4 protein-coding genes are annotated in these 3,428 nt (G+C 61.2%); all 4 read left to right on the top strand.

Going from position 1 to position 3,428, the window contains the following annotated elements; genetic code table 11:
- Positions 1-606 (top strand): DALR domain-containing protein (locus Q1W40_RS02275; protein ID WP_300708462.1); only part of this gene is annotated, 606 nt, incomplete at its 5' end.
- Positions 603-1,262, top strand: a complete 660-nt coding sequence (locus Q1W40_RS02270) for a DNA-3-methyladenine glycosylase 2 family protein (protein ID WP_300708460.1) — start codon at positions 603-605, stop codon at positions 1,260-1,262. The genes Q1W40_RS02275 and Q1W40_RS02270, both read left to right, overlap by 4 nt.
- A gap of 46 nt (positions 1,263-1,308) precedes the next feature.
- Positions 1,309-2,283 carry an acetyl-CoA carboxylase carboxyltransferase subunit alpha gene (locus Q1W40_RS02265; protein ID WP_300708458.1) on the top strand — a complete coding sequence of 325 codons (975 nt, stop codon included), beginning with the start codon at positions 1,309-1,311 and terminating at the stop codon, positions 2,281-2,283.
- A 32-nt stretch (positions 2,284-2,315) separates the two neighbouring features.
- Positions 2,316-3,260: a tRNA lysidine(34) synthetase TilS gene (tilS, locus tag Q1W40_RS02260; protein WP_300708456.1), complete on the top strand. Its 945-nt coding sequence runs from the start codon at positions 2,316-2,318 to the stop codon at positions 3,258-3,260.
- Positions 3,261-3,428 lie beyond the last annotated feature (168 nt).

Here is a 3,428-nt window from a genome sequence, read left to right as displayed (position 1 = left end):
TGGATGCACAACGGCTTCATCAATGTGGACAACGAAAAGATGTCCAAGAGCCTGGGCAACTTTTTCACCATCCGCGATGTGCTCAAGGCATTCGATGCCGAGACGGTGCGTTTCTTTGTGGTGCGCAGCCACTACCGCAGCCCGCTGAACTACAGCGATGTGCATTTGAACGACGCCAAGGGGGCCTTGAAGCGCTTGTACACCGCGCTGCAAGCGGTGCCTCCTGCCGAGGTGGCCATCGACTGGGCCGACCCGATGGCCGCCCGCTTCAAAGCGGCCATGGACGAAGACTTTGGCACACCCGATGCGGTGGCCGTTCTGTTCGAGCTGGCCAGCGAAGTCAACCGCAGCCAGTCGGCCGAGCGTGCCGGTTTGCTCAAGGCGCTGGGGGGCTTGCTCGGTTTGTTGCAAACCGATCCGACCGCTTATTTGCAGTCCGGTGCCGGCTTGGATGAGGCCGCTATTCAGGCCCAAATCCAGGCTCGCGCGGACGCCAAGAAAACCAAGAACTTTGCCGAGGCCGACCGCATTCGCAACGAGCTGCTGGCGCAGGGCATCGTGCTCAAAGACTCGGCCACCGGCACCACCTGGGAGGCGGCGCAGTGAGCGTGGCGTCCAAAGAGGTTGCCAAAGACGTGGTCCCGGTCACGCCCGAATACTGGGCGCAGGCCTGTGCGCACCTGGCCAAAAAAGACCGGGTCATGAAAAAGCTGATCCCCCAGTTTGGCAATGCCATTCTGGAGACGCGGGGCGATGCTTTTGTCACTTTGGCGCGGTCCATCGTGGGCCAGCAAATCTCGGTCAAGGCGGCGCAGTCGGTTTGGGACCGCTTTTCGGTGCTGCCCAAACGGCTCACCCCGGCTGCTGTGCTCAAACTCAAGGTCGATGACATGCGGGCGGCCGGTTTGTCGGCCCGAAAGGTCGAATACCTGGTCGATCTGGCCATGCATTTCAGCTCGGGCACGGTGCACGTCAAAGCCTGGCAAGAGATGGACGACGAGGCCATCATCGACGAATTGGTGGCGATCCGGGGCATTGGCCGCTGGACGGCCGAGATGTTCCTGATCTTCCACCTGATGCGGCCCAATGTGCTGCCGCTTGACGATGTGGGCCTGATCAATGGCATCAGCAGCAACTATTTCTCGGGCGAGCCGGTCAGCCGCAGCGATGCCCGCGAGGTGGCCCAGGCCTGGAGTCCGTATTGCACGGTGGCAACTTGGTATATTTGGCGCTCGCTGGACCCGGTTCCGGTGGCGTATTGAGGGCTGGACACACCTGTCCGCCTGCTGATGAACAGAGGAGCAAAACTTGGCCAAAAGAACATTTCTCGACTTTGAGCAACCCGTTGCCGAACTCGAAGCCAAGATCGAAGAGCTGCGCTACGTGCAAAGCGAATCTGCGGTGGACATCACCCTGGAAATTGATCAGCTGAGCAAAAAAAGCCAGCAACTGACCAAAGACATTTACAGTGACCTGACCCCCTGGCAGGTCACCAAAATCTCGCGCCATCCTGAGCGTCCGTACACGCTGGACTACATCAACGGCATCTTCACCGACTTCGTCGAAATGCACGGTGACCGCCACTTTGCAGACGACCTGTCCATCGTGGGCGGTTTGGCCCGTTTCAATGGCCAAGCCTGCATGGTGCTGGGCCACCAAAAAGGCCGTGACACCAAAGAGCGCACCCTGCGCAACTTTGGCATGAGCAAGCCCGAGGGTTACCGCAAAGCGCTGCGCCTGATGAAGACGGCCGAGAAATTCAAGCTGCCGGTGTTCACTTTTGTGGACACGCCCGGCGCTTACCCCGGCATTGACGCCGAAGAACGCGGTCAGTCCGAAGCCATTGGCCGCAATATTTTTGAAATGGCCCAGCTCGAAGTGCCGATCATCACCACCATCATTGGTGAAGGTGGCTCGGGCGGCGCCTTGGCCATCTCGGTGGCCGATCAGGTGCTGATGCTGCAGTACTCGGTCTACTCCGTGATCAGCCCTGAAGGTTGCGCTTCGATTTTGTGGAAAACCGGCGAAAAAGCCGAAGTGGCCGCTGAAGCATTGGGCATCACCGCTCACCGCCTGAAGGCTTTGAATGTGATCGACAAGATCGTGAGCGAGCCGGTGGGCGGTGCGCACCGAGACCATGAGCAAATGATCGCCTTGCTCAAACGCGCCTTGGCAGATGCCTGGCGCCAACTGGCCGACCTCAAGCCCAAAGAGTTGCAGGATCGCCGTTATGAGCGCCTCAACAGCTACGGTCGTTTCACCGACACCAAAGCGGGCAAGTAAAACCCAACAGGCGAGCCGCAAGGCTTTCGCAGATGTCGCAAACCCTTGACCAGGCCCTGGCTGATTTCAGCCCGGGCCTTCCTTTTGCGGTGGCCTTGAGCGGCGGCGCCGATTCCTCCGCCTTGTTGCTGGCCTGCGTGCAGCGTTGGCCCGGGCAGGTGAGGGCGGTGCACATCCACCATGGCTTGCAAGATGCGGCCGATGGCTTTGAGACCCATTGCCTCGCGTTGTGCGAGCAGCTGAGCGTGCCCTTGCTGGTGCGCCGTGTGCAGGCGAGCCATGCCCCTGGCCAAAGCCCCGAAGACGCGGCCCGTCAGGCCCGATATGCCGCGTTGGCCGAGGCTGTGCAAACCGAATGGCCCGATGTGCGCGATGTGGCTGTGGCCCAGCATGCCGACGATCAGGTCGAAACCTTGCTCATCGCCTTGTCCCGAGGCGCGGGTTTGCCGGGGCTGGCCAGCATGCCCGCACAGTGGCAGCGTGGTGGCCTGAACTGGCATCGGCCTTTTTTTGCGGTGCCCGGCGCGGCTTTGCGCGACTGGCTGCGCGAGCGCGGGCAAGCCTGGGTCGAAGACCCGAGCAACAGCAACGAGCAATTCACCCGCAACCGCATCCGCGCCCGCGTGCTGCCTGTGCTGGCCGAGGCTTTTCCGGCCTTTCGAGACACCTTTGCCCGCAGTGCAGCCCATGCAGCACAAGCCCAAGAGGTGCTTGACGAGGTGGCCGCGCAAGACCTGGCCCATGTGGGCAACCCGCCGCGCATCACTGCCTTGCAATCACTGAGCCGAGCACGGCAGGCGCTGGTTTTGCGCCATTGGCTGCGCATCGCTTACGCCACCACGCCTTCCACAGCGCAGCTGAACGAGTTGCTCGATCAGGTGGCCGATTGCAGCACCCGAGGCCATCGCTTGAACCTCAAAGTGGGTCAGGGCCATGTGGTCCGCCTGGGGCCCGTGCTCACCTGGTCGCCACGCTGACGATGGCGCCAGCGCCGCCGTGCCCCGCGAGGGTTGAGCGATTGCTACAATCTAGGGTTTTGCTGGAAGTCATTTCAGCGCAAATTTCCCCTCATCAGAACTACACATGGCTTTGATCGTTCACAAATACGGCGGCACCTCGATGGGCTCGACCGAGCGCATCCGCAA

The sequence above is a fragment of the Limnohabitans sp. genome (genome assembly GCF_030158565.1).
Taxonomy (GTDB): Bacteria; Pseudomonadota; Gammaproteobacteria; order Burkholderiales; family Burkholderiaceae_C; genus Limnohabitans_A.
The sequence above is the reverse complement of the archived record's forward strand: the minus strand, read 5'-3'. Positions and strand labels throughout refer to the sequence as shown.

Excerpts from the sequence above, each read along its gene's own strand:
- tilS (WP_300708456.1), top strand. The coding sequence starts at position 2,316 with ATGTCGCAAACCCTTGACCAGGCCCTGGCTGATTTCAGCCCGGGCCTT.